This is a genomic window from Pseudoduganella sp. jia 12, from assembly GCF_055502675.1.
Genome location: NZ_JBUXKP010000003.1, coordinates 111,910 through 137,095, shown reverse-complemented (window position 1 = coordinate 137,095; position 25,186 = coordinate 111,910). Strand labels below are relative to the sequence as shown.

Annotated in this window: 23 protein-coding genes; 11 read left to right on the top strand and 12 right to left on the bottom strand. The window is 66.2% G+C overall.

Going from position 1 to position 25,186, the window contains the following annotated elements:
• Window positions 1–51: 51 nt before the first annotated feature.
• Both ACY65G_RS06665 and ACY65G_RS06660 read left to right on the top strand, forming a co-directional pair.
• The gene (locus tag ACY65G_RS06665) at window positions 52–498 is read left to right on the top strand and encodes a VOC family protein (protein WP_464996584.1); all 447 of its coding nucleotides are present in this window, start codon (window positions 52–54) and stop codon (window positions 496–498) included.
• 147 nt (window positions 499–645) lie between these two features.
• Window positions 646–849, top strand: coding sequence for a hypothetical protein (locus ACY65G_RS06660; RefSeq protein WP_464996583.1), 204 nt, complete (start codon window positions 646–648; stop codon window positions 847–849).
• On the opposite strand, the gene eutC is transcribed toward ACY65G_RS06660, so the two are convergent.
• The 5 genes from eutC to ACY65G_RS06635 form a co-directional block, all read right to left on the bottom strand.
• Window positions 850–1,677 carry an ethanolamine ammonia-lyase subunit EutC gene (gene eutC / locus ACY65G_RS06655; RefSeq protein WP_464996582.1) on the bottom strand — a complete coding sequence of 276 codons (828 nt, stop codon included), beginning with the start codon at window positions 1,675–1,677 and terminating at the stop codon, window positions 850–852.
• An 11-nt stretch (window positions 1,678–1,688) separates the two neighbouring features.
• Entirely contained in the window at window positions 1,689–3,080 is a 1,392-nt protein-coding gene (locus tag ACY65G_RS06650; RefSeq protein ID WP_464996581.1) for an ethanolamine ammonia-lyase subunit EutB, read from the bottom strand.
• Window positions 3,081–3,110: 30 nt separating this feature from the next.
• Complete coding sequence (eat, locus tag ACY65G_RS06645; RefSeq protein ID WP_464996580.1) at window positions 3,111–4,514, bottom strand: ethanolamine permease; 1,404 nt, start codon at window positions 4,512–4,514, stop codon at window positions 3,111–3,113.
• A 171-nt stretch (window positions 4,515–4,685) separates the two neighbouring features.
• A complete protein-coding gene (locus tag ACY65G_RS06640) occupies window positions 4,686–5,831 on the bottom strand; it encodes a metallophosphoesterase (protein ID WP_464996579.1) in 1,146 nt (381 codons plus the stop codon).
• Window positions 5,832–6,055: 224 nt separating this feature from the next.
• Window positions 6,056–6,712 (bottom strand): cyclase family protein, encoded by a 657-nt coding sequence (locus ACY65G_RS06635; protein WP_464996578.1) that lies wholly within the window; start codon window positions 6,710–6,712, stop codon window positions 6,056–6,058.
• A gap of 256 nt (window positions 6,713–6,968) precedes the next feature.
• Here ACY65G_RS06635 and ACY65G_RS06630 point away from each other — a divergent pair, with 256 nt between their 5' ends.
• The 3 genes from ACY65G_RS06630 to ACY65G_RS06620 are packed head-to-tail and all read left to right on the top strand — an operon-like array spanning window position 6,969 to window position 7,967.
• Window positions 6,969–7,217 (top strand): hypothetical protein, encoded by a 249-nt coding sequence (locus ACY65G_RS06630; protein ID WP_464996577.1) that lies wholly within the window; start codon window positions 6,969–6,971, stop codon window positions 7,215–7,217.
• A gap of 58 nt (window positions 7,218–7,275) precedes the next feature.
• Window positions 7,276–7,431, top strand: coding sequence for a hypothetical protein (locus tag ACY65G_RS06625; RefSeq protein ID WP_464996576.1), 156 nt, complete (start codon window positions 7,276–7,278; stop codon window positions 7,429–7,431).
• Entirely contained in the window at window positions 7,431–7,967 is a 537-nt protein-coding gene (locus tag ACY65G_RS06620) for a hypothetical protein (protein WP_464996575.1), read from the top strand. Before ACY65G_RS06625 ends, ACY65G_RS06620 begins: the two co-directional genes overlap by 1 nt.
• Here ACY65G_RS06620 and ACY65G_RS06615 read toward each other — a convergent pair.
• Window positions 7,937–10,051, bottom strand: coding sequence for a putative bifunctional diguanylate cyclase/phosphodiesterase (locus ACY65G_RS06615; protein WP_464996574.1), 2,115 nt, complete (start codon window positions 10,049–10,051; stop codon window positions 7,937–7,939). The genes ACY65G_RS06620 and ACY65G_RS06615 overlap by 31 nt on opposite strands.
• 185 nt (window positions 10,052–10,236) lie before the next feature.
• On the opposite strand from ACY65G_RS06615, the gene ACY65G_RS06610 reads away from it, so the two are divergent.
• Complete coding sequence (locus tag ACY65G_RS06610) at window positions 10,237–12,363, top strand: EAL domain-containing protein (protein ID WP_464996573.1); 2,127 nt, start codon at window positions 10,237–10,239, stop codon at window positions 12,361–12,363.
• A gap of 51 nt (window positions 12,364–12,414) precedes the next feature.
• Here the strand turns inward: ACY65G_RS06610 and ACY65G_RS06605 are convergent, their stop codons facing one another.
• Window positions 12,415–13,143: a GntR family transcriptional regulator gene (locus ACY65G_RS06605; protein ID WP_464996572.1), complete on the bottom strand. Its 729-nt coding sequence runs from the start codon at window positions 13,141–13,143 to the stop codon at window positions 12,415–12,417.
• A 201-nt stretch (window positions 13,144–13,344) separates the two neighbouring features.
• Here ACY65G_RS06605 and ACY65G_RS06600 point away from each other — a divergent pair, with 201 nt between their 5' ends.
• The 3 genes from ACY65G_RS06600 to ACY65G_RS06590 all read left to right on the top strand — a co-directional run bounded on the left by ACY65G_RS06600 (window position 13,345) and on the right by ACY65G_RS06590 (window position 15,923).
• The gene (locus tag ACY65G_RS06600; protein WP_464996571.1) at window positions 13,345–14,709 is read left to right on the top strand and encodes an enolase C-terminal domain-like protein; all 1,365 of its coding nucleotides are present in this window, start codon (window positions 13,345–13,347) and stop codon (window positions 14,707–14,709) included.
• Between the two features lie 27 nt (window positions 14,710–14,736).
• Window positions 14,737–14,862 (top strand): hypothetical protein, encoded by a 126-nt coding sequence (locus ACY65G_RS06595; protein WP_464996570.1) that lies wholly within the window; start codon window positions 14,737–14,739, stop codon window positions 14,860–14,862.
• Window positions 14,863–14,999: 137 nt separating this feature from the next.
• Complete coding sequence (locus tag ACY65G_RS06590; protein ID WP_464996569.1) at window positions 15,000–15,923, top strand: alginate lyase family protein; 924 nt, start codon at window positions 15,000–15,002, stop codon at window positions 15,921–15,923.
• Between the two features lie 39 nt (window positions 15,924–15,962).
• Here ACY65G_RS06590 and ACY65G_RS06585 read toward each other — a convergent pair whose 3' ends face one another.
• Window positions 15,963–17,789, bottom strand: a complete 1,827-nt coding sequence (locus ACY65G_RS06585; RefSeq protein ID WP_464996568.1) for a hypothetical protein — start codon at window positions 17,787–17,789, stop codon at window positions 15,963–15,965.
• Between the two features lie 160 nt (window positions 17,790–17,949).
• Here ACY65G_RS06585 and ACY65G_RS06580 point away from each other — a divergent pair, with 160 nt between their 5' ends.
• Window positions 17,950–18,774 (top strand): NAD-dependent epimerase/dehydratase family protein, encoded by an 825-nt coding sequence (locus ACY65G_RS06580; RefSeq protein ID WP_464996567.1) that lies wholly within the window; start codon window positions 17,950–17,952, stop codon window positions 18,772–18,774.
• 52 nt (window positions 18,775–18,826) lie between these two features.
• Here ACY65G_RS06580 and ACY65G_RS06575 read toward each other — a convergent pair whose 3' ends face one another.
• From ACY65G_RS06575 to ACY65G_RS06565, 3 genes are all read right to left on the bottom strand, one after another.
• Window positions 18,827–21,346 (bottom strand): TonB-dependent receptor, encoded by a 2,520-nt coding sequence (locus ACY65G_RS06575; RefSeq protein WP_464996566.1) that lies wholly within the window; start codon window positions 21,344–21,346, stop codon window positions 18,827–18,829.
• Window positions 21,347–21,443: 97 nt separating this feature from the next.
• Window positions 21,444–22,670: a glycoside hydrolase family 88 protein gene (locus ACY65G_RS06570; RefSeq protein ID WP_464996565.1), complete on the bottom strand. Its 1,227-nt coding sequence runs from the start codon at window positions 22,668–22,670 to the stop codon at window positions 21,444–21,446.
• Window positions 22,671–23,051: 381 nt separating this feature from the next.
• Window positions 23,052–23,903, bottom strand: a complete 852-nt coding sequence (locus tag ACY65G_RS06565; protein WP_464996564.1) for an alpha/beta fold hydrolase — start codon at window positions 23,901–23,903, stop codon at window positions 23,052–23,054.
• Window positions 23,904–24,013: 110 nt separating this feature from the next.
• Between ACY65G_RS06565 and ACY65G_RS06560 the strand changes: the two genes are divergently transcribed.
• Entirely contained in the window at window positions 24,014–24,865 is an 852-nt protein-coding gene (locus ACY65G_RS06560; RefSeq protein WP_464996563.1) for a LysR family transcriptional regulator, read from the top strand.
• A 35-nt stretch (window positions 24,866–24,900) separates the two neighbouring features.
• On the opposite strand, the gene ACY65G_RS06555 is transcribed toward ACY65G_RS06560, so the two are convergent.
• A complete protein-coding gene (locus ACY65G_RS06555) occupies window positions 24,901–25,143 on the bottom strand; it encodes a hypothetical protein (protein ID WP_464996562.1) in 243 nt (80 codons plus the stop codon).
• Window positions 25,144–25,186 lie beyond the last annotated feature (43 nt).

Here is a 25,186-nt window from a genome sequence, read left to right as displayed (position 1 = left end):
CGCCGGCGTCTATAGTGATCTCTCGCCCTTTCCTCACTCAGGAGGCTTGCAATGGTCCACGAACTGTTTGCGTATCTGTGTGTGAACGACGCCGGCTCGGCGATCGACTTCTATGGCCGGGCATTCGGCGCCACCGAAAAGTTCCGGCTGACGGAACCCGGCGGCCGCATCGGGCATGCCGAACTCGACTTCGGTGGCGTCACGCTGATGCTGTCGGACGAGTACCCTGAATACGGCATCCAGGGTCCACGTTCGGCAGAGGGGCCGCCGGTGACCATCCACCTGCACGTGGACGATGCCGACGCCGTCGTTGCGCGCGCCGTGGAGGCCGGCGCCAGCATCGAACGCCCGGTGCAGGACGAGTTCTACGGCGAGCGCGGCGGCGTGGTGCGCGATCCGTTCGGGCACCGCTGGAACATCGGCCACAGCATCGAGCAAATGTCGCCGGAAGAGATGCAGCGGCGCTATACGGCACTGATGCAGGGGCAGGGCAGCTGAGGGCGGTTCCCGGATACCGCCGCGTTCCTGCCAGCGGAGTGCGGGATCCATTCGAGGGAACACCGGCCCGGCAAGCGGTATCACTTCCGGCAGGGGCGCATACTCCGCCGAACGACATAGAATGTTCTTTTACGATCAGGAGGGCATATGACGATTCCTCGACAGCCCCAGCCGGCCAAACCCAGGGCACCAGCGGGCAACGCGCAACGGGCCAACGAAACGAACACGCAGGCAGACAAGCAATCGGACGACCTGGACGAAGCGCTGGACGAATCCTTCCCGGCCAGCGACCCCGTGGCGGTCAGCATCACGTCGATCGACCCGCGGGCGACACCGAAGGCGGCACCGTGATCAGAGCAGGAACTTCCTGCCCCCGTCCGCGCGCAGCGCCGCCTGGCCGCCGCTCTCGTCCTTCAGCCCGACCCCGGTGAGCTGCCGCCGCAGCGCTTCCGCCAGCAGGTAGTGCAGCCTGGCCGCAGCTTCCCCGTAAGGCTGCCCGGCCGGCCGCACGTTCGAAATGCAGTTGCGCCGCTCGTCCGTCATGCCCACGGCCGGCGCCCACGTGATGTACAGGCCCATGCTGTCGGGCGAACTGAGGCCCGGCCGCTCGCCGACCAGCACGACGACGACCTTCGCGCCCAGCAATTCACCCACCTCGTCGCCCACGGCCACGCGGCCCTGCTGCACGATGGCGACGGGGGCGAGCGACCATGGTTCGTTGTGCTGCCGCTCATGCAGTCGCTCATGCAGCCGCTCATGCAGCACAGCCAGGAACGGCGCCGCGTGCTGGGCGACGGCCAGCGACGAAAGGCCGTCCGCCACCACGAATGCCACGTCGAACGGGCGCGCTCCGGCATCCGCGCGCTGCGCCAGCGCCCGCGAGGCCGCGTCCAGCCTGCGGCCCAGGTCGGGCCGCTGCAGGTACACATGGCGGTTTTCCGCCGCGCTGTGCAGCACCAGGCACGGGCCCGTTTCCGGCCATGCGGCCTCGATCGCCCCTGCCAGTGCGCCAGCATCCAGCGCATGGTGCACGGCGTCGCGGGCCCGCGCGTGGGCGAGCTGGAAATCGAGCTGGGCGGAGGTGGGCTGGCTGACGCCCGTGTGGCCGAGGGCGATGCGCGCCGCGGTGAACTGGCGCAGCGCCTGCCAGGGATCGGGCTTGCCGATGGGGTCCGACACGATGGCCTCCTTCAGGAAAGTTGCAGCAGCGCGCGCTGGAAGGGCGCGGGCAGCGTGCGGCCCAGGCACACTTCGCCGTCGCCCGTGAAAATGCCCAGCTCGCGCAGCCAGGCATCGAATTCCGGCGCCGGCCGCAGCCCCAATGCGCGGCGCGCATACAGGGCGTCGTGGAACGACGTGGTCTGGTAGTTCAGCATGATGTCGTCCGAACCGGGAATGCCCATCACGAACGTGCAGCCGGCCGTGCACAGCATCGTCAGCAGCACGTCCATGTCGTCCTGGTCGGCTTCGGCATGGTTCGTGTAGCACACGTCGCAGCCCATCGGCAGGCCGAGGAGCTTGCCGCAGAAGTGGTCTTCCAGGCCGGCACGCGTGATCTGCTTGCCGTCGTACAGGTATTCCGGTCCGATGAAGCCGACCACGGTGTTCACCAGCAGCGGCTTGAACTTGCGCGCCACCGCATAGGCGCGCGCTTCGCATGTCTGCTGGTCGACCCCATGGCTGGCGCCGGCCGACAACGCGCTGCCCTGGCCCGTTTCAAAGTACATCACGTTGTCGCCCGCGGTGCCGCGCCCGAGCGACAGGGCGGCGGCGCGGGCTTCCTCCAGCAGCGCCAGGTCGATGCCGAAGCTGGCGTTGGCCGCCTGCGTGCCGGCGATCGACTGGAACACCAGGTCCACGGGCGCGCCCCGGTCGATGGCGGCGATCGTGTTCGTCACATGCGTCAGCACGCACGATTGCGTGGGGATGGCATGGCGCGCGATGATCTCGTCGAGCATTTGGACCAGGTGGATCACCTGGGGCACGTTGTCCGTGGCCGGGTTGATGCCGATGACGGCATCGCCGCTGCCGTACAGCAGGCCGTCGAACAGGCTGGCGGCGATGCCGGAAGCGTCGTCCGTCGGATGGTTCGGCTGCAGCCGCGTCGACAGCGTGCCGGGCAGGCCGATCGTATTGCGAAACCTCGTCACGGGCCGGCACTTGCGCGCCACCAGTACCAGGTCCTGGATGCGCATGATCTTCGACACGGCGGCCGCCATTTCCGGCGTGATGCCCGGTGCGAGCCTTGCCAGCGCGGCCATGTCGGCGTCGTCGCCCAGCAGCCAGTCGCGGAAATCGCCCACGGTCAGGTGGCGCACGGGCGCGAAGGCGGCGGCATCGTGGCCGTCCACGATCAGGCGCGTGACTTCGTCCGTTTCATACGGCACCACGGCTTCGTTCAGGAACGTGGTGAGGGGCAGGGCGGCCAGGGCCATCTGGGCCGCCACGCGCTCTTCGGCGCTGCCGGCCGCCACGCCGGCGAGGTGATCGCCCGAGCGGGCCGGCGTGGCGCGGGCCAGCAGCTCGCGCAATCCTGCGAAGGTGTAGGTCCGGGTGCCCACCGAATGCGAATATTGGGGCATGGCTTCGAGCTCCTCCGTGAAAGTGTGCGGTCAGGAGTTCCCATCCTGCCACAGGCCTGCCCGCGAAGCATGCCTGCCGCGGCTGAACAGGAACACCGCGTAGCCGGCGGCCAGCAGGCCGAGGTAGACGCAGAAAATCATGAAGTTGTAGTAGACCATGGTGACCAGGCAGACGAGCGCCGCGATGACGGCGAAGGCCGGCACCCACGGATAGCCGGGAGCACGCCACGGGCGCACGAGATCCGGCTCGGTGCGGCGCAGCCGGAACAGGGCGAGCATGCTGGTGATGTACATCGTGATGGCGCCGAACACGGACATGGTGACGATATTGGCCGTCAGCGTCTGCCCGCCGAAGCTCACCCATCCGTCGCTGAAGATGGCGGCAATGCCGACCACGCCGCCGGCCAGCACCGCCAGGTGCGGCGTGCGCAGGCGCGGATGGATCGTTGCCAGCGGGCGTGGCAGGTACCCTTCGCGTGCCAGGGCGAAGATCTGCCGCGAGTAGCCGAGGATGATGGCGTGGAACGAGGCGACGAGGCCGAACAGGCCGAGCCAGACGAGCATGTGCAGCCAGCCGCTGTCGCCGCCCACGACGGCCTTCATGGCCTGCGGCAGCGGATCGTTGATGTTGGCGAGCCTGGTCCAGTCGCCCACGCCGCCGGCGAACACCATCACGCCGATCGCCAGCGCCACGAGCGTGAGGATGCCGGCGACATAGGCGATGGGGATGGAACGGCGCGGGTTCTTCGCTTCCTCCGCGGCCATCGCCACGCCCTCGATCGCCAGGAAGAACCAGATCGCGAACGGAATCGCCGCCAGCATGCCGGGAATGGCCGCCGTGCTGAATGTATCCTGGCCAGCCCAGCCGCCGCGCACGAAATTGGCCATCGAAAAGCCGGGCGAAACGACGCCCATGAAGACGAGCAGTTCGCCGATCGCCAGCACGGTGACCAGCAGTTCGAACGTGGCCGCCAGCTGCACGCCGGCGATGTTCAGCGTCATGAACACGAGATAGGCGCCCACGGCGATCCACTTCGGGTCGAGTTCGGGGAACTGCACGTTCAGGTAGGCGCCGATCGCCAGCGCGATCGCCGGTGGCGCGAACACGAATTCAATCAGCGTGGCCGCCCCCGCGACATACCCGCCCGTGGCGCCGAACGCCCGCTTGCTGTAGGCAAAGGGGCCGCCCGCCTGCGGGATCGCGGTGGTCAGTTCGGTCAAGCTGAAAATGAAGCAGGTGTACATCAGCGCGATGAAGATCGCCGTCACTGCGAAGCCCAGCGTGCCCGCCGAAGCCCAGCCATAGCTCCAGCCGAAATACTCGCCCGAGATCACCAGTCCCACGGCGATTCCCCACAGCTGGACAGTGCCCAGTGTTTGCCTGAGTGCCGGCGCGCCCGGCGTGCTTGTCATGTTCTTGCCCGCCACGTTCATGCTTTCCCCTTGTCGGCTCGTGCAATGACTCATGTTCCATTGTCATGGAACGCAGGTTGCTGGCTCGAGTGTAGAGGATTCCGGCCGCGGTTCCTGTGAACGCGGCACATTTACCACGGTGGCGATCCGGTATCCGGGGGGGGGGGCGGGGGGGCGCCCCCGGTGTGCTTCCTATACGCCGCTTGCGGGAGCGCTACCCTTTGCCGCACGCAGCGTGATGAGCGTGATGTCCGACGGCCGCCCCAGGCGGATCGGGAAGCCCGGCCACAGGCCCGCGCCATTGCTCACGTACAGCGTGGACTTGCCGACCGCATAGCGGCCCGAGACGAAGCCGGCGTTGAAGCGGGCCACGATCCAGTCCAGGCCGCGGGCATGCCCGCCGTGCGTGTGGCCGGACAGTTGCAGGTCGACGCCGAAGCCCTGGTTATGCAGGATGGTCGCGGGCCGGTGGTCGAGCAGCACGACCGGCAGGCCGGCCGGCTTGCCGGCGAGGGCCGCGGCGATGTCGGGAACGCGCTGCCCGTGCTTTGCGCTGACCTGGTCGGGCACGCCGGCCAGCACGAAGCCGTCCCGCACGACCACGTGCCGGTTTTCCAGCATGTCGATACCCAGCTCGTCGAACTTGCGCATCCACGACATGTAGTCGGCATAGTATTCATGGTTGCCCGCCACGGCGAATACGCCGTCCTTCGCCGCGAGCGATGCGAGCGGCGCGACATCGGCGGCGCGGGCCGCGGTCGTGCCGTCGACCAGGTCGCCCGAGATGACGATCAGGTCCGCGCCCAGCGCATTGGTCGCCGCGACCACGCCCTTCGCCCACGGCGCCTGCAGCAGCCGGCTCAAATGCAGGTCGGTAAGGTGGGCGACCTGGTAGCCATCGAGTTCCGCCGGCAGCCCCGCCAGGTGGACCTCGAGCGGCTTCACGGCCGGCACCTTGATCGCCTGCGCCACCCCGATGCCCGCCATGACGATGCCCACGGCAAGGAACACGTGCGGTGCCGTCCTGTTCTTCAGGATCTTGCGTCCCGTCTCGCGGGAAGGCAGCCAGGCGGCAAGGCCGGCCAGGTCCGCCAGCAACAGCAGTACCGCCGTCACGAGCAGCGCGCCATACGCCACGCTGATGCCGATCAGCGCGGCCCGGGGAATTTCCGGCGACGCGATGGGCGTGCCGAAGAGGCGGCTGACAAGCCAATGGTGTTCCATCAGGGCCATGAGCACGGCCGCGAGCACGGCTTTCATGGGGAGGTTGAGCTGGAACCTGAACACATACCGCCAGACCAGGTAAAGGCCCAGGAAGAGATTGACGATTGGTAGCACCGGTGGATCCTTCGATTCTGTCGATGGCCTCGGCGCCGCGTGGGCCGTGGCCGGTTGGCAAGGGAATTGCATCCGGACGGCTGGGGGCACCCGGTCGGTACCGGTACTGTCCAGCAGGCCTGAGGCCGGTATGCTAGCAGGATTTGCCTGCGCGCACCGTTGCCTGCCGTGGAGATACCGCCCGGGGACGGCGTTACTTGCGCCGCACCGCCGCGCGGCTCACTTCATGCGATGCCTGGCGGGCGAGGCGCCCGAGGATCTGCAAGCCATCCGCGTCCAGCTTGCGCGGTTTCGTGTGCCCGCACCATCACCCGGGCTGGCGAGCCGCTGACCCCCGTCAGCCGCAAGGGCAGGGCGACGATGTCGCCAACGGCCGCAAGGCCGGCAATGTCGTCGAGCGTATCTTCCGCGAGGAATTTGCCCGCCTGCGCCACGCGCCGGTGGAACCACAGCGGATCGTCATGGTCGACTTTCACGTTGCCGACCATGACGATCATCGGGGGCGGCAGCGCGAGCAACGCATCGATGGCTTGGGTGCTTGCCCGGTGCGGCGTGCGCGCATCGAGCAGGATGTGGCTTTCACCGTTCCACCCGATGCGAAAGTCCGGATCGGCAAGTTCGCCGGCGGTGACCAGGCGATAGGTGCCGATGCACGCGCCGGCGGGCAGGGCCTCCAGCGTGGCGCCGCCATCGGCGAAGTGGCAGGGCGCATCGATATGGGTGCCCGTCTGCGTGCCCAGCTGCAGGCGCCATACCTCGAAACCCGCGGTGGCGCGTTCCGCCCAGCGTTCGACCACCAGCGGCGGGTCGGCATAGCCATCTTCCCGGTAGATCCACAGGTCTTCGTCCAGCTTGCGCGTCAGGTCGATCCAGTCGGTCATGCGGTGTCCTCCTTTGCCAGCGGGAATGGTACCCGGCTTTCCATTCTTTTTGGCGCTGCCAGCGTGGACCCGCGGTAATCGGGTACACTGTGTCGATAGGTACCGCCCGTCCCCGATTGCCTGTCCGCAGGCTCCCGTCATCTCGGCCGGTGGCCATCTTCGCTTGCCATGTCCGTTGTTCCCGCCCGTGGTCGGACGATCGTTCCCGTGTTCCTGCAACCGCAGCCGGGCCATTCTCATCATTACGGAAGCAACCATGCCAATGCAAGCGTATCGGGGCCACGTCATCGACGTGAGCAGCCATTCCCTCGGCGAACGGATCATGTATCTCATCAGTATCAAGGTTGGCGCGACGGGCGAGCTGCGCCATGAACGCAGCTCCCCGGCCATTCGCTTCAACAGCGACAACGAGGCCCACGACAGGGCATTCATCGATGCCCGTTCGTGGATCGAGTGCTATCCGCTGCACTGGCCTTTCCCGGTCGCCGATGGAGCGGCGCAATGAAGCGGAAGGGCGCAGGCAGGGGCCAGTCCGGCCACGCCGGGCGTCCTGCGTCGCGATCATGACGAAAACCGTGCTCGCGCTGATGGTGTTTGCCGTGACCGTGGCCTGGTTCCTGTGGCCCCGCAACGCGACGCCGGCGGAGGCCGCCGCCGTCGCGTCCGATGCAAGGGCGAACGTCGTGGCGGCACCCCATGCCCAGGCTCGCAACCACTGATGGACAATGTGTTTGTCCCGTCATCCCCCCTCGATGAACATGGCCACGCGATGGCCCCCCAGCGAAGGAGCGATCTGTTCCAGGCCTGCCATATCGATGCAGCGATCCGGATCGATGCCTTATGGGGTTGCGTCAGTGCCTGGCATTACTTGCGCCTGCGCGGCACCACGCGCGCCGTGGCCTTGCGTGTCCTTGGCCGTGGCGGTCCGCGTCGCCGAACCGATTCAGGGCATCCCGCCGCCGGGAATGCGTTGCCGCGCGGTCCCGGTGGCGGCATGGCGCAGCGGGCAAAAACCCTGGCCGATGGCAGCCCTGGTCCCGTCACGCCAAGGACGAACGTAGCGGCTGCCTACGCGGTCGAACGTGCGATAGGGCTTGCTCCGATCGAAGACCGGCGGCATGCCGAGCAACTGCTGCGAATCTACGGGCTGCACGCCACGACCATCGTGCGCGTGCTGACCGAACCGCATCGCAGGCGGCATGCCACCACCACGCCGCGCCTTGGTCAGGCTGCACCGGCCACCGGCATCAGGTAGGTCTTTTCAAACGCGTTCGCATCGAGGGCACGGCTGTAGAAATAGCCTTGTCCCTGCGTGCAGCCGGAATCGACGAGGAAGCGCTCTTCGCCAAGGGTTTCGATACCTTCCGCGACCGCCGGCAAGGCCATGCTGTCGGCCAGCGCCAGCACGGCTCGCAGCAATGCCTGCTTGCGTGGTTCAGACCGGTCGATCCCGTGGACGAAACTGCGGTCGATCTTCAGCAAATCGATCGGTAACTCGGAAAGGTAACTCAGGCTCGAATACCCGGTGCCGAAATCATCGATCGCCAGCGACAGGCCCAGCTTCTTGAGCTGGGCCAGGATGCTGCCGGTGCCGCCGGCATCGCGCATGAGTGTCGATTCCGTGAGCTCCAGTTGCAGGCTCGAGGGAGCCAGCAACGCGCTGGCCAGGTACGATTCGACACCGTCGACGAACCCCGATTGCCGCAACTCCAGCGCGGAAACGTTGATGGCGATGGGCCCCGCCAGGCGCCCACCTGCTTCCCATAGTTTGGCCTGCCTGATTGCCTCGGCCAGTACCCATCTGCCCAGGGGAACGATCATGCCGGATTCTTCCGCGCTGCGGATGAATTGCGCCGGGCTGACCCAGCCCCATTCGGGATGGCGCCAGCGCAGCAGGGCTTCGCACCCGCACAGCATGCCGTCCGCCATGCGGATTTTTGGCTGGTAGAACAGCTCGAACTCGGCAGCGCGGAGGCCATGTCGCAAACCGTCTTCCAGCGCCTTGCGCTGGATAGCGGAAATCAACAGATCCTGGGAAAAGAAGCGCGTCGCGTTTCGGCCTGCGGTCTTGGCGCCATGCAAAGCCGTGTCGGCGTGGCGCAGCAGGGTCTCGCCGGTCGTGCCGTGTTCGGGATAGAGCGCGATGCCGATGCTGGTGCCGACATGTAGTTCCTTGCCATCGACTTCATGCGGCAACGAGATGGCAGCCAGGATGCGTTGCGCCGCGCGGCTCGCATCGGCGCTGCCCGCTCCCGGCGCCATGAGAATGACGAACTCGTCCCCGCCCTGCCTGCTGACCAGGTCGATCAGGCGGAAGCAGCTGCGCAACCTTGCGGCGACCGAAACGAGCACGGCATCGCCGGCCGCGTGGCCGAGCGTATCGTTGATCAGCTTGAACTTGTCCAGGTCGAGGTACATGACGGCAAGCGGCAAGTCTCTCGCCTGTGCGTCGAGCAGCATGCGATTCAGGTGACGCTGCGCCGCAAACCGGTTGGGAAGGCCGGTGAGGAAATCGTTCCATGCCAGGTAGTCGACTTGCGCGCGCAGTTCGTGGGCATCCGTTACATCATGGAATAGCATGACCGCGCCGTCGATCGCTCCCGACCGGGACAGGACGGGGGCGGTCGAGTCCTCGATGATGATCTCGGTGCCATCCGAACGCAGCAGCATGGTCCCGCGTGGAAGACGGATCGTCTCTCCCGTTGCAAGCACACGCAGGACCGGATGTTCCAGGGGGGCGAGCGTGGTGTGGTCATGCAGCGTCATCAGCGCAGCGACAGGCGTGCCCGTGGCTTCCTGCCGGGTTGCCGTAATCAGCCGCATGGCGGCATTGTTCAGATACCGTATCCTCCCATCCGCATCGGTATGGATCACGGCATCGGCGATCGCATCGAGGATGGTGCTGTCACTGTTGCAGGCCTGCGCGGCGGCCCGTTGCGCGACTGCCGCCGCGATCATGGCATGGAACACTTCACACAGCAGCAGCCAGCTCGCCGTTCCCAGCGCGATACGCGGCCTGTACCCGCGTGCGCCCGCCGGCACGTGGCCTGCCGGGGCATGTTCTTCCGTCAGGATGGCAACGGGAATCGCATCGAAGGCAATGGTCAGCGCGTCGAGCGCCTGTTCGGGTGCGCAGCCGACCTGCAGGAGATTCACCAGGATCAAGTCCGGAAACGGGGTGCGCGCCGGGCCGATCGCGACAGCAATACTGTCGACGTAACGAAAGGTGACACTGCCGTCGGATTCCAGCGAATGCTGCAATGCGTCCAGCCTGGTACGGTCGAGCGCATGGATGGTGACGACGAGAACCTGTATTTTCATTTTTTCCCTGGCCGACACGTAGGCGTCGCCTCACAGTATCACATCGCAAGCCTTGGCGAGATCGGGCAGCGCCCGGTGCCGCGCCAGGGTTGGCGTGCGGTCACGCATGCCCCGCGCCGATGTGGTGCGCGTGCGTGCGTTTGTACCATGTATCAAAAGAGCCGTGTTACCATCAGGTGTATCGCAACTTGATAGTGACGCTCATGGCTTCCACTAACGCAGAGGACATCCAGTGCCGGCTCGATGACCTCCTCGATCACCTGCCGGCGGGCGTCGTGGTGCATGACGCCGAGGGTCGCATCCTGAATGCGAACCACCTCGCTTGCGAGCTCGTCTGTCGAGGCATCGAGCAATTGCGCGGCACGGCCGCCAACAGCGATGCCTGGCATCTCCTCGCGGCCGACGGCACGCGGCTCCCCACGGCGCAGTTTCCTGTCAATGTCGTGCTGCGCACGGGCCTGAAACAATCGCAGGTCCTTCTCGGCCTTCCCCTGCCGGCGGCGGGTTTCGTCCGCTGGGTGATCTGCAACGCCTATCCGGAACGCGACGCTGGCGGCGCGCTGTGCCGGGTTGTCGTGTGCTTCACGGATTGCACGGGCCTGAAACAGGCGGAACAGGACCTGCACAAGTCGGAAGAGCGGCTGAGGCTCGTACTGCAGGGATCCACGGACGCGCCCTGGGATTACGATCTCTTGAAGGGCGATATGTACTATTCCGACCGCTGGTGGAGCATGCTCGGCTACGAGCCGGGGGAGTTGGCGACCACGGCGGAGCTCTGGCTGGCATTGACGCACCCCGACGACAGGGGGCGCGTCGTCGGCTTCCTGGAAGAAGTGGTCGGCGGCGCCAGCGAGAGCTACCACTTCGAGTTCCGGCTGCGCCACCGGGACGGGCATTATTTCCCGGCCCTGGCGCGCGGCTTCGTCTCGCGCGATGCGCACGGCCGGGCGGTGCGCCTGTCCGGCACCAATACCGACCTGACCGAACGCAAGCTGGCGGAGCAGCGCATCCACGAACTTGCCAATTTCGACCACCTGACCGGTCTGCCCAACCGCCGCATGTTGACCGAGGAACTGCACAAGGCGCTGGCGCGCAGCCAGCGTTCACGCAAACTGGGCGCCGTGGTCTTCATCGACCTGGACAACTTCAAGCTGCTGAACGATACGATGGGCCACGATCTGGGCGACATGCTGCTGCGCCAGGTGGCCGACCGCCTGCGCCACACGCTGCGCCACTGCGACCAGCTGGCCCGCCTGGGCGGCGACGAGTTCGTCGTGGTGCTGGAGGACCTGGGCATCGATGCGCACGAAGCGGCGAACGAAGCCCATCTCGTGCTGGAAAAGCTGCTGGCCGCGCTGGGGCAGCCGTACTACCTGAACGATCGGCTGTTCCTGAGCACGCCAAGCATGGGCGCCACCTTGTTCGACGGGGCCGCGCCCGACATCGAAACCCTGCTCAAGCAGGCCGACCTTGCCATGTACCGGGCCAAGTCCGAAGGGCGCAATACCGCCCGGTTCTTCGACCCCGCCATGCAGGCCACGGCCGAGCAGCAGGCGGCGCTGGAGCGTGCCCTGCACGACGGCCTGTCGGCGGGGCAGTTCGTGCTGTACTGCCAGCCGCAATTCAGCGCCGCGGGGCAGCTGGTAGGGGCGGAGGTGCTGCTGCGCTGGCGCCGCGGCGAGGGCGAACTCCTGGGTCCCGACGAATTCATCGGGCTGGCGGAATCGTCGGGCATGATCGTGCCGCTTGGCCAGTACGTGTTCGAGGAAAGTTGCCGGGCGCTGGCGCGCTGGCGCACCGATCGCACGCTGGGCAAACTCGAACTGGCTGTCAATGTCAGCGCCCAGCAACTGCGCAACGACGACCTGCCGTCCTGCATGGCCGGCATCCTGCGCCAAACGGGCGCGCCGGCGGAGAAGCTGTGCCTGGAGCTGACCGAGAGCGTCTTCGCGGAAAACGTGGCGTCGGTCATCGAGCGCATGCACGCGCTGTGCCGCCTGGGCGTGCATTTTTCCCTCGACGATTTCGGCACCGGCTATTCCTCGCTGGCCTACCTCAAGCGCTTTCCGCTCACCGCGCTGAAGATCGACCGCTCGTTCGTGCACGACGTGCACCTCGATGCCGAGGCCACGCCGATCGTCGAGGCGATCATCGCGCTGGCCCACAAGCTCAAGCTCGGCATCGTCGCCGAAGGCGTCGAACACGAGGCGCAGCGCGCCTTCCTCGTCGACAGCGGCTGCGATACGCTGCAGGGATACCTGCTGGGGCGGCCGATGCCGATGGTCGAATTCGAGCGGCTGTACAGCAGTGCCGGGGCAGGGCATCACTGACGCGACGCGATTGACCCTCAATGCTCATGGCCGAGGCGGCGGGACCACTCGTCAGCCCTGGGCCTGCTCCATGAAATCGGCCATCGGCAGCATGTAGTCCGGATACCGTTCGCGCAGGCTGTCCAGCTCCGCCAAGGTGCCCGACAGGTGGCGGCGCACCCATGCCTGGGCGCCGGCGGGGTCACCGTCACCGATGGCACGCGCGATGCCGGTGTGCTCTTCCAGCACACCCTGCGCCTTGCCGTTGAGGGGCACGTGCAGGCGCCGCAGCCTGTCGAGATTGCCGCTGGCGTTGCGAATCATGTGCCACACATTCATCAGCCGCGCCGCGCGGTACATGGCCAGGTGAAATTCCTGGTCGAACGCGATGAAGCCGCCGAAATCGTCCACCGCGAGGCAGGCGCGCTGCTGCGCCACGCTGGCGAGCAAGGTTTTCGACACCGCAGGGTCGGCTGCCGTGGCCAGACCGAACACGATCTCGAGTTCGACGGCCAGGCGCAGCACGTGCACCTGGCGCGCCGCGTCCACGTCGATGCCCCGTACCCGCGTCAGGTGCTGCGGAAGGATCTCGACCAATCCCTCTTTCTCGAGCCTCGACAGGGCGTCGCGCACGGGCATCGGCGACAGGTCCAGGCTTTCGGCCACCTGGGTACGTGACAGCGGTGTGCCGGGCGCGAGGGCCAGCGAGACGATGGCTTGCCGCAGGAATTCATAGACCTGCGACGTGGCACTGCGCGAGCGGTCCAGGGAAAACGTGGCGGACAGGCTCTCGAGGCTCATGGGCGTAGGGATGAAGAGGAAGCGAAAAATGGGCGGCCATTCTAGCATGGGGGAACCAGCACGAAAGCCGGCCGCCGTGGCAAGATTTCCCTGGCGTCATCCGTATGACAACTGCGAAAAACCGCTGGCGCAGCGCGAAAGAATTCCGCTAAACTCTGGGTAATATCCTAGGATCCCAGCTGCATTCCCACCGCGAGAGGCATGATGAACGCAACGAGTACCCCCACCATCACCCGCATGCAAGTCATTCCCGTCGCCGGGCACGACAGCATGATGCTCAACCTTTGCGGTGCGCACGCGCCGTACTTCACGCGCGTGCTGGTGCTGCTGGAAGACAGCGCGGGGCACGTGGGCATGGGCGAGGTGCCCGGCTCGGCGGGGATCCTGGCGGCGCTGGAGAAAGCCGTGCCGCTGGTGACCGGCACCGCGATCGGCCGCTACAACCGCACGCTGAACGCCATGCGCAATGCGATCGCCGGCAAGGAAAACCACCAGGTCACGAACGCCGCCGAGGAGGCGGTGATGAAGCAGCCGCACGAGATCAACCTGCGCCTGGAAAACGTGGTGGCCGCCGTCGAGGCGGCGCTGCTCGACCTGCTGGGACAGCACCTCGGCGTGCCCGTGTGCGAACTGCTCGGCGCCGGCCAGCAGCGCACCCAGGTGCCCATGCTTGCCTACCTGTTCTACATCGGCGACCGCCGCCGCACCGACCTGCCATACCTGTCGGGCGAAGGCAAACAGGGCTGGTACCGCGCCCGCCATGAGGAAGCGCTGACGCCCGAGGCGATCGCCGACCTGGCGTCGGCCAGCGTCGAGCAATACGGCTTCCGGGACTTCAAGCTCAAGGGCGGCGTGATGCGCCCCGACGACGAAGTGGCGGCCGTGGCGGCTATCAAGGAACGCTTCCCCGATGCGCGCGCCACGCTCGACCCCAATGGCGCGTGGTCGCTGGACGAAGCCATCGCCGCCTGCCGTGGCAAGGGGCACATCCTCGCGTATGCCGAAGATCCGTGCGGCCCCGAAAATGGCTACTCGGGCCGCGAGACGATGGCCGAATTCAGGCGCGCGACAGGCATCCGCACGGCGACCAATATGGTGGCCACCGACTGGCGCCAGATGGCGCATTCCCACCTGCTGGGGGCGGTCGACATTCCACTCGCGGATCCGCATTTCTGGACGTTGCAGGGGTCCGTGCGGCTGGCGCAGCTGTGCCACGACTGGGGGCTGACGTGGGGTTCGCACTCCAACAACCACTTCGACGTGTCGCTGGCGATGTTCACGCACTGCGCGGCCGCGGCGCCTGGCGACATCACGGCCATCGACACGCACTGGATCTGGCAGGAGGGCGAGGAGCGCCTCACCCGCGAACCGCTGCGCATCGTGGGCGGCCAGGTGCAGGTGCCGGAAAAGCCGGGCCTGGGCATCGAGCCGGACATGGACCGCATTTACGCCGCACATGAACTGTACAAACGCGTGGCCGGCGGTGCGCGCGATGATGCGGCAGCGATGCGCTACCTGGTTCCCGGTTGGACCTACGACGCGAAGCGCCCGAGCATGGCGCGCTGACGCGGGATGGCAAGCCGCGGGAACCCGTTGTCGGCTTCCCTGAACGCGGTGCCGTTCTACGCGCGGGCAGGGTTCGCCGCCATCCGCAAGGAGCTGTACCCGCACCGCAGCGGCATCGCCCTCGCTTCGGTGCTGATGGAGAAGCTGCTATAGCAGCACATCATCCGCTTTACTCCGCGCGGCGCGGGAGGTAGCATTGGTAATCGTTTTCCCGGGAGACTCCATTGCAGCGCCTTGGCTCACATACCGATGGACACGGGCTCCGCCCGCGCGGCTGGCTGCATTTTTCCATGCTGTTCCTGGCGCTTGCGGGAAGCGGTGCCACGGCATGCGAAGCGCCACCGCCGCCAGTGCGGGACATCGATGCCAACCGCTACTATACCGACGCCCGCAGCTCCGTCGTCGACCCGGTACTGAAAGCACGCAACGAGGCAGCGGTCCGGCCGGTGAACGATTTCCTTGAAGTCGTCGCACGGCGTGCCAGTGCATGGCTGCGCGGGCGCGACATGGCCGACGCGCGCTGCGCACTCGGCTGGCTCGAAGCGTGGGCGCGCCCCGGCGCGATGCTGGGGACGATGACGACCCAACAGTCGTATTACACGCGCAAGTGGACGCTCGGGGGGCTCGCGCTCAGCTATGCCCGCGTTCGGGAAGCAGCCACGCCGGCGCAGCGTGAAGCCATCGAAGGCTGGTTCCGGCGCATGGCGGATGTCACGATTGCCCACGCCGACGCGCACAAGGGCGTGCGCAACAACCACTATTACTGGGAAGGCCTGGCGATAACGGCCGCGGGCGCCGTCACCGGCGAGCAGCGCTATCTTGCATGGGGGCGCAAGGTGTTCGACGACGCGATGCGCCAGGTGCAGCCCGACGGCTCCTTGCCGCTCGAGATGGCGCGCGCGGGCAAGGCCCTGCATTACCACCTGTATGCGGCCGCGCCGCTCGTCATGATGGCGTCGATCTTCGACGTGCAGCACCCGGCGCTGGAGCGGCTCGTGCGCTATGCGGTGGACGGCATCGCCGATCCGGCGGCGATCGAGCGGGCCGCCGGCGCGCCGCAGGAACGGCCGGCGCGCATGCCCGGCTGGATCGCCATCCACGACCGGCATTCGCCACGCCCGGTGTCGACGGCGCCGCTGCCCGCGGATAACTGGGACGCGCGCATGGGCGGCGACCGCAACCTGGCCAATCCGCTGGAGCATCCGGCCCGCTGATTGCCGGCCGGCTGTCGGGCCTGGTGCCGGGCCTGGTGCCTACTGGTAGCGGATGGTCCAGCTGACGACCAGCGGCTCGCGCATGCTGAACGCGCCGCTGCCGCACCGGACCACCGAGCGCATCGCACCGTAAGGCGCGCGATAGCCGGCGCTGTCGCCGGCCGGCTGCACGGTACATGAGCCCGGGGCTACGACGTCGAACGCCTGCACGGCGCCATCCTTGAAGCGCACCTTGCCGCCTTCCACCGAACCGCCGGCCGAGAACGATGCGAATTCCAGCGTGACGTTCGACACGTCGAGCGGCGCGGCCGGGATGTAACGGTCGGTGCGCGTGATCGCGCCCGGCTGCAGCGAGTATTCGGTCTCGACGCGGATGCGGGCATCCTTGACCGGCAGGTTCTTGCCGAGCCGCGTGAGCTCGTCCTGCCGGTAGGTGACCACGTGGCCGGCACCGCGCGCAGTGGTGCGGATATCCTTCATGAATGCCGTGGCAATGAGCTCGCTGCCATCGGCCAGCGTGAACTTCGGCAGCAGTTGTGGGTGGGCGGAACCGCTGTCGGCGATGCCGGCAACGACATCGTGCGCGAAGGGGAGGGGATAGTAAGGGCTGTTCGCATGCTGGCCCTGGCCGCCGTTGATCAGCGACAGGCTGAATACATGCCCCTTGTCGCGCCAGATTGCCAGCGCCCGGTCGTATTCACCGCGCGCAAAGCGGGTGAGGCTGAACTTCGGCCGCGTGCGTTCGAGCCATGCCGCCAGGTCCGTGCGCGGCGCCACGCCTTGCATGTTCGCCCGGTTCCACATCTCGTTGGTGGCGATCAGCTGGTGCAGCAGCGAGAAGTTCTCGCCCAGGATGCGGTGCTTGCCCCGATAGGTGTCCGTGCGCCGCCCCTTGTTCCACAGATCGACGGAACCGATGCCGCTGTCGTACCAGAAGTTCATGTAGCGCTCGGCGATGCGCGCCGAGTAGGCATAGGCGTATTCCTTTTCCTCCGGCGTCAGTACGCCGAGGTAGGCTGCGGTGGACAGGATCTCCAGCATCGCGGTCTCGCCGTAGGGCCCCAGGCTGCGGCCCATCGTGAACCCGGTGCCCTCGGCGGTGGCGCTGTTTAGCGCCACCTCGGCCGACTTGCGCAGCAGCGCCTTCAGTTCGGGCGTCACCGTCATGCCGGTCTCGATGAAGCGTTCGCAGATCTCGGCGGCCAGCAGGATGCTGTAGCGGTCGAAGCGGCCCTGGCCATCGGTCTCGTCGCTGAAGCCATACTCGCCCGAATAGGCGGCATAGTGCTTGAGCATTTTGTCGAGCAGCACGTCGCTGGCGCCCGCATCCTCCCAGCCCATGAGCATGCGCAGCCGGGCGATGCTGAACGCCACGCCGTAGTAATTCGTCGGCAGGGCCACCAGCTCGGAGCCGGGTTGGCTCACGAAGGTACGCCAGTCGAGGCGCTCGCGCAGCCGGGCCAGCGTGGCGGGGCGCACCGCGCGTTCCAGCAGCCCGGCCTCCTTCAGCCGGTGCAGCGCGCCGATGTAGTAGTAGATGCCCCACGTTTCGTTGTCCATGCCGATGGTGAGGTCGGCCAGGTCGGCATAGTCGCGCAGCATGCCGGGCAGGCGTGGATCGTCCGGCTTCATGTGCACGAGCAGGTCGGCCAGGCCGGTGGCGATCTTCCCGGGCAAGAACTTGTCCTTGCTCTTCAGGGCGGCTTGCCCGTCGAGTGTGATGCCGTCCCGCTCCTTGACGAGCTTGTGGAACAGGGCCTCGAGCTGCGGATAGGCCTGGGCGACGCTGCGGTCCAGCGGTTGCTGGGCGTGCGCGCAGGGGCCGAGCAGGCTCGCGGCAGCCAGGAGGGAAAGGGTTATGCGCATGGTGATGTCTCCATGGGTGTTAAACGTTTTCTTTAAAATTTGGCGGGAAGCGCCGTTGTTGTGAAATGGGTTCGCGCCAGATCTGAGGTAGTAGAGGCATTGACGCAAGATGTGGTTTGGATATACTTTGGTAAACGTTTACCCTCAATCGGAGCCAGCCATGCATCAAGACACACCGCACAAACCCTTCCAACGCCTGCTGCTGACCGGTGCCGGCGGCGGCCTCGGCACCCTGCTGCGCGAGCGCATCAAGCCCTGGGCCGACGTGGTCCGCGTCAGCGACATCCGCGATATCCCGGCTGCGCGGGAGGGCGAGGAAGTCGTTCGGTGCGACCTGTCCGACCGCGCTGCCGTGCTGGCGCTGCTCGACGGTGTGGACGCCGTCCTCCACTTCGGTGGCGTCTCCGTCGAGGAGGAGGTCGACAAGATCGTGCAGGCCAATATCGTGGGCCTGCACAACCTGTACGAGGCCGTGCACAAGCAGGGCATCAAGCGCGTCATCTATGCCAGCTCCAGCCACGTGGTCGGCTTCTACCCGACCACGCAGGTCGTCGACGCCAGCGCGCCGCTGCGCCCCGACTGCCTCTACGGCGTGTCGAAATGCTTCGGCGAGGCGCTGTCGCGCTACTACTTCGACCGCTTCGGCATCGAAACCGTCTGCCTGCGCATCGGCTCCTCTTTCGAGGAACCGCGCAACGCCCGCATGATGGTCACGTTCCTGGCCCACGACGACCTGGTGGAGCTGGTGCGCTGCGCGCTGTTCACCCCACGCGTCGGGCACACGATCACGTACGGCGTGTCGGACAACACGGTGCGCTGGTGGGACAACGGCCAGGCCGCGCATCTCGGGTTCGTGCCGAAGCACAGTTCGCGCGCTTATGCCGAACGCTTCCCGCAAACAGGCGCGTGGCCGCCGGCGGACGATATCGGCGCCACGTTCCAGGGCGGGCCGTTCGTGCTGGCCGGGCCGATCTACAAGGATTGAAGTCAACGTAGTGTCAGGATAAAAAGCGGGCGGCCGGACGGCCGCCCGGTCTTCAGAATTTCACATCCAGCCTGGCGCTGAAGTAGCGGAACACGTCACGGGGCGGCACCCAGCTGTCGACCGTGATGTTCGGCGACGTCGACGTGGGGCCGGCGCGGAAGCCCGGCCCGCTGGCGTTCGCGTTCGGAATGTAGAACCGGTCGAACAGGTTGTTGACCCGGAAGCTCAGGCGCCAGCGGTCCTTGTCCTCGCGGATGCCGAAGCCCAGGTCGGCGATCGTGTAGCTGTCGTTGACGGAGCGCGGATCGTTGTTGATGTTGGTCTGGTAATCGCTCTGGTAGCGCACGTTGCCGTTCACGAACAGGCGGTAGGGAATGGCGGCCAGCCGCATCTCGTAGTTGCTGCCGATGTTGACCTTGACCTTCGGCGTGCCGGGGAACACGCCGCCGGACAGGTCCTGGATGCCCGTCGTGGCGCCGGCGCGGATCGGGAAGCACTGGCGGTTCCAGCCGCCCAGCGAGCCGCCTTCGCCCAGGCCGGTGCCGCCGATCGCCGGGTTCGTGTTGTCCTGGTAGCACGGGCCGTTCTTCCAGTCGACGATGCCCGGCCGCGTGTAGGCCACGGCGGCGTTGACCGACCAGGCGGACGACAGCAGCATGTTCGCATCGATTTCAAAGCCCTTCGTGCGGATCTTCGGGATCGAATTGAGCTGCGTGTAGATCGTGGGGTCGTCGGGCAGAACGAACGAGGTGTTCTGCTGGTAGTGCTTGAAATCCGTCTTGTAGACCGTGGCCGCGACCGACAGCCGGTTGTTGAACAGGTTGGCCTTCGTGCCCAGTTCATAGGTGCGGCTCGTTTCCGGGTCCACGGGGAAGGCGGCGGAAGCACGCAGGCCGCTCGTCACATCGTAGGCCTTGCCCTTGTGGCCCGTGGCCGTCATGGCATACACCATCACGTCGGCGGTGACCTGCTTCTGGATGCTCAACTTGCCGGTCGTGGCCCAGTCCTCGTTGCCGCTGCTGCTGAACACGTCCACGCCCACGGGGCCGGGCACGAACGTGGAGCGGTCCAGCTGGTCGGTATAGAAGCTGCGTTCGTAGTTGAAGCCCGATTCCTCCAGGTTGCGGCGCACGCCGGCAACGAGCGTCCAGGTGGGCGCGAAATCCCACGTGCCCTGGCCGAATACCGCCTTGTTCACGTTGTAGATATCGGTGTAGTAGTTCGTCGGGCTCGAAGGCGAGTTGGCGGCGCACCGTGCGGGCGCCACGCAGAAGCCGCGGATGAAGTGGCGGTCGATCTCGTTCCTCGCCCACCACAGGCCGGCTACGTAGCGCAGGCTGCCCGCGTCCGGCGATACAAGGCGGAACTCCTGCGTCTTCGAGCGGATGTCGTAGGAGCCGAACTGGCCGTTGCCGACCGTGAACCGGGTCTCGCCGGGGCGGGCGATCGTCGGCACGTCCGTGAAGTCCTGGTCGCGCGAGTCGTTCGCCTTGTAGCGCTGGTACGACGAGATCGACATCAGGATCGCATCGTTGGGCAGCGTGTACGACAGCTTGAGGCCCGTGCCGGTCGTCCTCGAACTGATCCCGGTGGGGAAGTCGCGCCGCACGGAGCGGTTGTTCGGATTGGTCGGATCGATGCCGGCCAGTACCAGGCTGGCCGGCAGTTGCGGATTGCCGTTCATGTAGGCGGTCGACAGGTCCACCGGAACGCGGGTCAGGTTGCCCTCGGCGGCCGACCCGGTCGTGCGGTAGAACGCATTGACGGCCGTGACACCGCGCGTGTTCGACTGTTCGTTATATTGCGGCATGAAGTCGATGTCCAGGTTCGGGATCGGCGTCCACGTGAACTTCGCCATCATGGTCTTGCCCGACGAGCCGTTGACCTTTTCGCCGGTGGTCAGGTTCGTGAAGTTGCCGGGCATGTCGCTCTTGTTGACGGCGATGCGCATGCCGAATGTGTCGGTCATGCGCCCGCCCACGGAAGCGGCCAGCCGCCATTCGTGGTCGTTCGTGTAGTAGGCGCTGCCCCGGTACACGACCGGCCCGCTGATCGGCTTCGTCACGATGTTGATGGCGCCGGCCACGGCCGACTTGCCGAACAGCGTGCTCTGCGGGCCCTTCAGCACTTCGACACGGGCCACGTCGGCCAGGTCACGGAATGCCTGGAATTGCACGGCGATCGGGATATCGTCGATGATCACCGACACGTCCGACTCCACGCCGATGCCGACGGACACGGTGCCGATGCCGCGCATGAACAGCGCATTGTTGGCCGCGGTCGTGCCGGATGCCTGGCTCAGCGACGGGGTGAGGGCGACGACATCCTCGATTTCACGCACGTTGTTGCGCTGCAGTTCTTCCTCCGACAGCACGGAAATGGCCATCGGCACGCTCTCGAGTTTTTCGACGCGTTTATTGGCCGTCACGACGACGGACTGCAGCCGGTTCGGATCCGGCTGCGCTTCCGCGCCTTCCTGTGCACGGCCGGGCAATGTCCATTGTGCGAGGGCGAGGGCCACCACCGCGGCCAGCGGTTTCACGGCCGCACCCGTATGCCTGGTCTTGTTCATGTTTCGTCTCCTTGTGTTTTTGATGAAAACAGCCAGGCGCGGGTAGCGGTGGCGCGGTGCTGCCGCGCCAGCCGATCCCGTGCTCCGGCGCGATCCGTCAGTTGCTGGCCGATGCGGCCTTCAGGCGCAGCAGTGCTTCGAGAAAGTAGTAGTCGGCGTAGTTGAGCGGCACGTCGATCTCCTTGCCGGCCGGTTTGTGGCCGGTGGCATGCTTGAGGAGGAAGCCGCCGTTTTCGCCGGGCGCCGCGAAGTAGGCGGCGGAGGCGAGGCTGCGCAGCTGGGCTTCGGCGAACGCGCGGTACCGTTGCGCCATGCCTTTGTCGGCAAAGCGTGCCAGCTCCAGCAAGGCGGAGCTGGTGATGGCGGCCGCGGAACTGTCGCGCGGCGCGTTCGGGATCGCCGGGTCGTCGAAGTCCCAGTAAGGTACCTTGTCCGCCGGCAGGCGCGGGTGGTTCATGATGAACGCGGCGATGCGGTGCGCCTGTTGCAGATACGCTTCCTTGCGGGTTTCACGGTACATCATCGTGTAGCCGTACAGTCCCCAGGCCTGGCCGCGCGCCCACGCCGAGGTGTCCGCCTTGCCCTGCACCGTAACGCGATTGCGCACGGCGCCGCTCTGCGGATCGTAGTCGACCAGGTGGTAGCTGGAATGATCGGGGCGGAAATGGTTTTTCAGCGTCGTATCGGCATGCGCGATGGCGATGTCGCGGTAATGCGGTTCGTTCGCCGCCCGGGACGCCCACGTCAGCAGCTCCAGGTTCATCATATTGTCGATGATGACGGGGAAGGCCCACGTGCTGTCCTTCCACAAGTCCCACGACTGGATGCTGCCCACCTTCGGATTGAAGCGGGTGATGAGCGTGGTCGCCCCGGCGAGCAGGGCATCGCGGTACGCAGGATCGCCGGTAAGGCGATAGCCGTTGCCATAGCCGGCACCCAGCATGAAACCCAGGTCGTGCTGCGTCTTGTCGAATTTCGCCGGTGCCGTGCGGGCCGTGTAGTCGATGGCGGCGGTGCGCCACCTGGCTTCGCCGGTCGCTTCGTGCAGGTACCACAGCGAGCCGGGGAAGAAGCCCGCGGTCCAGTCTTTCACGTCGACGAGGCGCACTTCGTTGTTTTCCACCGTGCGGGGGAGGCCGGGCTTCTGCTGCACGTTCGCCAGCAGCGCGCCGTAGCGGTTGGACGCGGCCGCGATGGTAGCGCCGACAAACTCGTCGGCTGGCTGTTCTGCTGTCGCCGCGCCTGCCATGCCGATGAGCGGCAAGGCAAGCCCGATGGCTTGCAGGGCCCTGGCGAACGTGCCGGTAAGCGGGGAATAAACCATGGTGATTGTCTCCTGTACGTTCTTCTGATGCATCGATCGTAGGCAGGGGACGGGGCGAAGTCAACTGGAACGGGTAAACGATTAACCTAAAGCAGACTGACTGTTGTATGCGGTACTAACACGATTGGAAACGATTCCCACCGCCACAATAACGGTGTATTATCGGAAAGTTAGAAAACGTTTTCGTTTCCTCGACCTGATGTTACCCGCTGTGAGGGGGCGGCCGGAATGCCGTGGGCGTTAAGGGAAGCAGCAATCTGCCACGATGATGCAGGTGGCAGGTTCCTGTGGACGAAAGATTACGGATGTGGGAGCGAAAGGGCAACCCGCAATCGGGGGATGGACGGGGCGGTTCGCGCGCTGCGCGGGTGGCCCCGGCTTTCAGGCTTCGACGAATCCCTGCACGAGCCGGCTGAACGCCGCCGGATGCGTGGCCACCATGCCATGCGATGCGCCCGCAATGGTGTGCTTCCCGGCGCGCCCGCACCATTCCATGAGCTTTGCGACATTGTCGCGATACATGCGCGGACTGCGCTCGCCTTCGATCAGGAGCACCCTGCAGCGCAGGCTGGCGGCGGCGGACTGCGTGTAGGCCGGCAGCGGGTCGCGGAACTGCTTGGGCAGCGTGGAGGCATTGTCGATCGCCATCGTGCGGAAGCCCGAAGGGCTCTTGCGCCAGGCACCGGGCATGCTGACGGAATCGACGAACAGTTCGAGCCCCGCGTCGATCTCGCCCGCCTCGATCAGTTCCGCCACCTGTGCGCGCACGGCGATCGTCGCTGCCGGCATCTGCGCTTCGGCAGTGCCATCGACCTGCAGCGGCCCGCCCGGATCGGCAAGCGTCAGCGACTTGACCAGGTGCGGATACTCGCGCGCCAGCTGGAAGGCCACGCAGCCACCGCGCGAATGGCCCACCAGGTGCACGGGGCCCGTGCCCATCATGGCGATGAAGTCGGCAAGCTCCTCGACATGCGTGCGCCAGCCGAATTCGCCGGGCATGCGGTCCTGGTCGTCCGGCCAGTAGTGGCTCAGGCTCACCGCCATGCAGAAGAACCGTTTCGACAGCGCGGCTGCCTGCGCATTCCAGTAGCGGTAGTCGCACAGCGAGCCGTGAATGAACACCAATGGTTCGCCGTAGCCGCTGGCCACGTACGGCACCCGCGTGCCGGACGGCAGCGTGGCGAAGTACACCTCGGGGGTGGAAAGACCTGGCAGGTTGGTTCGTGCGTTCATGGGTGGGCTCCTTTCCAATACTATGCACCACGCACATCTTCAAGAAAATCGCATAATATTGAAGGTGGCTATCAGGTTTTCTGATACCGATATCTTCGAATAAAGACCTCATGAAAGCACTCGACCTCGATGTCCTGGCGATGATCGTCGCCGTCGCCGATACCGGCAACATCAGCCGCGCGGCCGAAGTCGTGCACCGCTCGCAATCGGCGGTGAGCATGCAGATCAAGACGCTCGAGGCGGCGCTGGGCAAGCCGCTGTTCGTGCGCCGGCCGCGCAGCGTCACGCCCACGCAGGACGGCGAAGTGCTGCTCACCTATGCGCGGCGCATGCTGGCGCTGCGCGACGAGGCGTGGGCAGCAGTGGTGCGGCCCGACATCACGGGCCGCGTCGTCATCGGCGTGCCGGACGACTATGCTTCGTCGCTGTTCCCGTCGATCCTGAAGAAGTTTTCCGCCACGTATCCGAAGGTCGAGATCCAGGTGGTCGGACTGCCCAGCGTGGCGCTTGCACCGATGGTGAAGGATGGCTCGGTCGACCTGGTCTGCGCCACGCGCGTGAAGGGCCTGTCGGGAGAGTTCGTGCGCTTCGAACCGATGGTGTGGGCGGCGGCGCCCGGCGCGGAGGGCATCTGGCGCGAAAGGCCGCTGCCGATCGCCGTCTTCCTGCCCGGCAGCGTGGCGCGCGAAAACGCCATCCGCAGCCTGGAACGGGCGAAGATCGGCTACCGCACGTCGTTCGAAAGCCCGAGCCTGATGGGGTTGCTCAGCATGGTGGAAGCGGGCCTCGCCGTGGCGCCCCTTGCGCAATGCGCGGTGCCACGGCACTTCACCCTGCTCGGGCAAGGGCAGGGCTTGCCGGAGATCGACGCGCTGGAAGTCATCCTGGCGCGCAGCGCCAAGTCGAAGCGGCCGCCGTGCGATTTCCTGGCCGAGCGGATCATGGCCGAGCTTCGGCGCTGAAGGTCAGCTCGATACTGTCCGGCGATGCTTTGCCATCACGGGAAGTTCAAGTCGTTCCCGAGCATCCTGAGAAGGGCGAAGGCGACAAGCCCCAGCCCCAGCAGCAACAGCACGAAGATCGCGGCCACCTTGCCGGCCGTGCGCAGCACGGCGCGCATCTCCTCTTCCGTCTTGTTTTTCTTCTTCCCCTGGTCGTAATGCCATTTGACGGCGAAGAACATGCCTATGCCGAGCACGAGCACCTTGAAGGTAAAGGCAACTACAGGGAACCATTCCATGATTGAGTATCCAGGCTATGACTTGACACGATCCGCTTCGGGG

Bases quoted from the DNA above. Each gene is read 5' to 3' on its own strand.
- ACY65G_RS06665 (WP_464996584.1), top strand. From the start codon at position 52: ATGGTCCACGAACTGTTTGCGTATCTGTGTGTGAACGACGCCGGCTCG.
- ACY65G_RS06660 (WP_464996583.1), top strand. From the start codon at position 646: ATGACGATTCCTCGACAGCCCCAGCCGGCCAAACCCAGGGCACCAGCG.
- ACY65G_RS06650 (WP_464996581.1), bottom strand. From the start codon at position 3,080: ATGCCCCAATATTCGCATTCGGTGGGCACCCGGACCTACACCTTCGCA.
- eat (WP_464996580.1), bottom strand. From the start codon at position 4,514: ATGAACGTGGCGGGCAAGAACATGACAAGCACGCCGGGCGCGCCGGCA.
- ACY65G_RS06635 (WP_464996578.1), bottom strand. From the start codon at position 6,712: ATGACCGACTGGATCGACCTGACGCGCAAGCTGGACGAAGACCTGTGG.
- ACY65G_RS06630 (WP_464996577.1), top strand. From the start codon at position 6,969: ATGCCAATGCAAGCGTATCGGGGCCACGTCATCGACGTGAGCAGCCAT.
- ACY65G_RS06625 (WP_464996576.1), top strand. From the start codon at position 7,276: ATGACGAAAACCGTGCTCGCGCTGATGGTGTTTGCCGTGACCGTGGCC.
- ACY65G_RS06620 (WP_464996575.1), top strand. From the start codon at position 7,431: ATGGACAATGTGTTTGTCCCGTCATCCCCCCTCGATGAACATGGCCAC.
- ACY65G_RS06610 (WP_464996573.1), top strand. From the start codon at position 10,237: ATGGCTTCCACTAACGCAGAGGACATCCAGTGCCGGCTCGATGACCTC.
- ACY65G_RS06605 (WP_464996572.1), bottom strand. From the start codon at position 13,143: ATGAGCCTCGAGAGCCTGTCCGCCACGTTTTCCCTGGACCGCTCGCGC.
- ACY65G_RS06600 (WP_464996571.1), top strand. From the start codon at position 13,345: ATGATGAACGCAACGAGTACCCCCACCATCACCCGCATGCAAGTCATT.
- ACY65G_RS06590 (WP_464996569.1), top strand. From the start codon at position 15,000: ATGCTGTTCCTGGCGCTTGCGGGAAGCGGTGCCACGGCATGCGAAGCG.
- ACY65G_RS06585 (WP_464996568.1), bottom strand. From the start codon at position 17,789: ATGCGCATAACCCTTTCCCTCCTGGCTGCCGCGAGCCTGCTCGGCCCC.
- ACY65G_RS06580 (WP_464996567.1), top strand. From the start codon at position 17,950: ATGCATCAAGACACACCGCACAAACCCTTCCAACGCCTGCTGCTGACC.
- ACY65G_RS06575 (WP_464996566.1), bottom strand. From the start codon at position 21,346: ATGAACAAGACCAGGCATACGGGTGCGGCCGTGAAACCGCTGGCCGCG.
- ACY65G_RS06570 (WP_464996565.1), bottom strand. From the start codon at position 22,670: ATGGTTTATTCCCCGCTTACCGGCACGTTCGCCAGGGCCCTGCAAGCC.
- ACY65G_RS06565 (WP_464996564.1), bottom strand. From the start codon at position 23,903: ATGAACGCACGAACCAACCTGCCAGGTCTTTCCACCCCCGAGGTGTAC.
- ACY65G_RS06560 (WP_464996563.1), top strand. From the start codon at position 24,014: ATGAAAGCACTCGACCTCGATGTCCTGGCGATGATCGTCGCCGTCGCC.
- ACY65G_RS06555 (WP_464996562.1), bottom strand. From the start codon at position 25,143: ATGGAATGGTTCCCTGTAGTTGCCTTTACCTTCAAGGTGCTCGTGCTC.